The following is a 2466-nucleotide window of genomic DNA, read 5'->3' as shown; positions in this document are numbered from 1 at the left end:
CCGTAGACCGGCCGTTTGCCGTCCGCATTGCGCAGGAACGTGCTGGTCAGGCGACGGACGATCTCCTGCGCCACTTCGAAGAGCGTCATGTGCTGCCCGGAGCCGGTCGGGCATTCGACCTTGAAATCATCGCCGAAAAAGGTGTACAGGTTCACCAGCGCACGGACGATCAGCAAATTGACCGGCATCCACACCGGCCCGCGCCAGTTGGAATTGCCGCCGAACATGCCCGTATTCGATTCGGCCGGCAGGTACTGCACCTTGTACTCCTGGCCGCCGACCTGAATCACATACGGATGGTCCAGGTGATACAGGGAGAGCGAACGGATGCCGTGCGGCCCCAGGAACTCCTTCTCGTCGAGCATGTAGCCGAGCACCCGTTCGAGCTTGCGTTTGTTCAGGATCGACAGAAGCCTGCGTTCGTTGTAGCCGATGAAGCCGGTGTCGGTCGGGGCAACCTGCGCGATCAGTTCGGGGTAGCGTTTGCGAAACTGCGCGATCAGCTCCACCAGCTTCGGATAGCGCTTGAGGGAGTGCGCTTCGAACACCGTCGACGCGCACAGCGGTAGCAGCCCCACCAGCGACCTGATCTTCAGGCGCGTCGTCTTGCCGTCGGGAAGCCGCAGCAGATCATAGAAAAAGCCGTCCTGCTCGTCCCACATCTCGTCCTCGTGTTCGCCGCGTCGGTCCATCGCGTAGGCGATCCACATGAAATGCTGAACGAACTTGAAGGCGACCTCCTCGTAGAGCGGGTCGTAGTCAGTCAGATTGATCGCCATCTCCAGCATGGTCTGGCAGTAGAACGCCATCCATGCCGTGCCGTCCGCCTGCTCGAGCGAGCCGCCGGTCGGGAGTTCCGCGCTGCGGTCGAACACGCCGATATTGTCGAGACCGAGAAAGCCGCCGGCGAACACATTGCGGCCCGATGGGTCCTTGCGGTTCACCCACCAGTTGAAATTGAGCATCAGCCCCTGAAACGAGCGCTCCAGGAAACGCGGGTCGGCACGTCCCAGTTCTTTCTCATACTTGTACAGCCAGAGCGTGGCGGCCGCATGCACCGGCGGATTCACATCGCTGAAGTTCCACTCGTAGGCTGGAATCTGGCCGCTCGGGTGCACGTACAGGCTGCGCAGCATCAGCAGCAGCTGCTCCTTCGCAAAATCGAAATCGACCTGCGCCAGCGCGATCGTGTGGAAGGCCAGATCCCAGGCCGCGTACCACGGATACTCCCACTTGTCCGGCATGGAGATCACGTCGGCGTTCAGCATGTGGAACCACTCCATGTTGCGCACATCGCGCCGCGCGGAGTCGAGCAACGGATGACTGTGATGCTCGCGCAGCCAGAGTTCGAGATCGAAGTAGTAGTACTGCTTGCCCCACAACATGCCCGCCAACGCCTGGCGATGCACCCGGTGCTGGTCTTCGGTCAGCGACCTGGGCGTGATGCGCTCGTAGAATTCGTTCGCATCGGCAATGCGGCTATCGAAGATCTGCTCGAAGTCCCCGAAGGCGTCGTCGAGTCTGGATGACGCGAGGCGCAAGCGGATGATCGCGCTGCCGCCGGCGGGTACGTCGCACGCGTAATGGGCCGCGGCCTTGGTCCCGGTTCTCTCGGGATTCACGGCGTCGCGCTGTTCCGAGATGACGTAGGCGTGGAACGCATCCTTGACGTAGGGCGACGCGTTGGGCTGATCCCACAGGCGCTGCGCATTGCTTTCGTTTTCGGTGAAGAGCGTCTGCGGCGCGCCTTCGCAGTGGAGCCAGTATTCGCCCAGATCATGATGTGCGGCCCGGATGACGCCAGCACCCGCGTCGTGCAGGGACGGCTTGCGGTCGTCCTCGCCCCACGACCATGTGTTGCGGAACCAGAGCGTCGGCAGGACCCGCAGCGGTGCCGGCTCCGGTCCGCGGTTGTGCACGGTGATCCGCACGAGGATGTCTTCCGGAGCCGCCTTCGCGTATTCCACGAACACGTCGAAATAGCGGTCATCGTCGAAGATGCCGGTGTCGAGCAGTTCGTATTCCATCTCCTCCCGCGATCTTTTGCGGTTGGTCTCGACCAGATCCAGATACGGATATTCCCGCTGCGGATATTTATAGAGGTACTTCATGTACGAGTGCGTGGGCGTGCTGTCGATATAGAAGTAATACTCCTTCACGTCCTCACCATGATTGCCCTCGCTGTTGGTGAGGCCGAAGAGGCGCTCCTTCAATATCGCGTCGCGCCCGTTCCATAGCGCGAGCGCGAAGCACAGCCGCTGCTGGTCGTCACACAGACCGCCGAGCCCGTCCTCCCCCCACTTGTAGGCGCGTGAGCGCGAGTGGTCATGGGTGAAGTAGTTCCACGCATCGCCGTTGTCACTGTAGTCTTCGCGCACCGTGCCCCACTGCCGCTCGCTGAGGTAGGGGCCCCACTTCTTCCACGGTACTTGCGCCTCGCGCGAGTCGTTCAGGCGCTTTTGTTCC

The 2466-nt window shown here is 61.8% G+C and carries 1 protein-coding gene; it reads right to left on the bottom strand.

The annotated features are described in order from the left end of the window. Window positions 1-2466: MGH1-like glycoside hydrolase domain-containing protein (locus P0D89_RS52270; RefSeq protein WP_408370924.1), on the bottom strand; the 2466-nt coding region annotated here is incomplete at both ends.

The organism is Paraburkholderia sp. RL18-085-BIA-A (assembly GCF_046027075.1).
Lineage (GTDB): Bacteria > Pseudomonadota > Gammaproteobacteria > Burkholderiales > Burkholderiaceae > Paraburkholderia.
The sequence above is the reverse complement of the archived record's forward strand: the minus strand, read 5'-3'. Positions and strand labels throughout refer to the sequence as shown.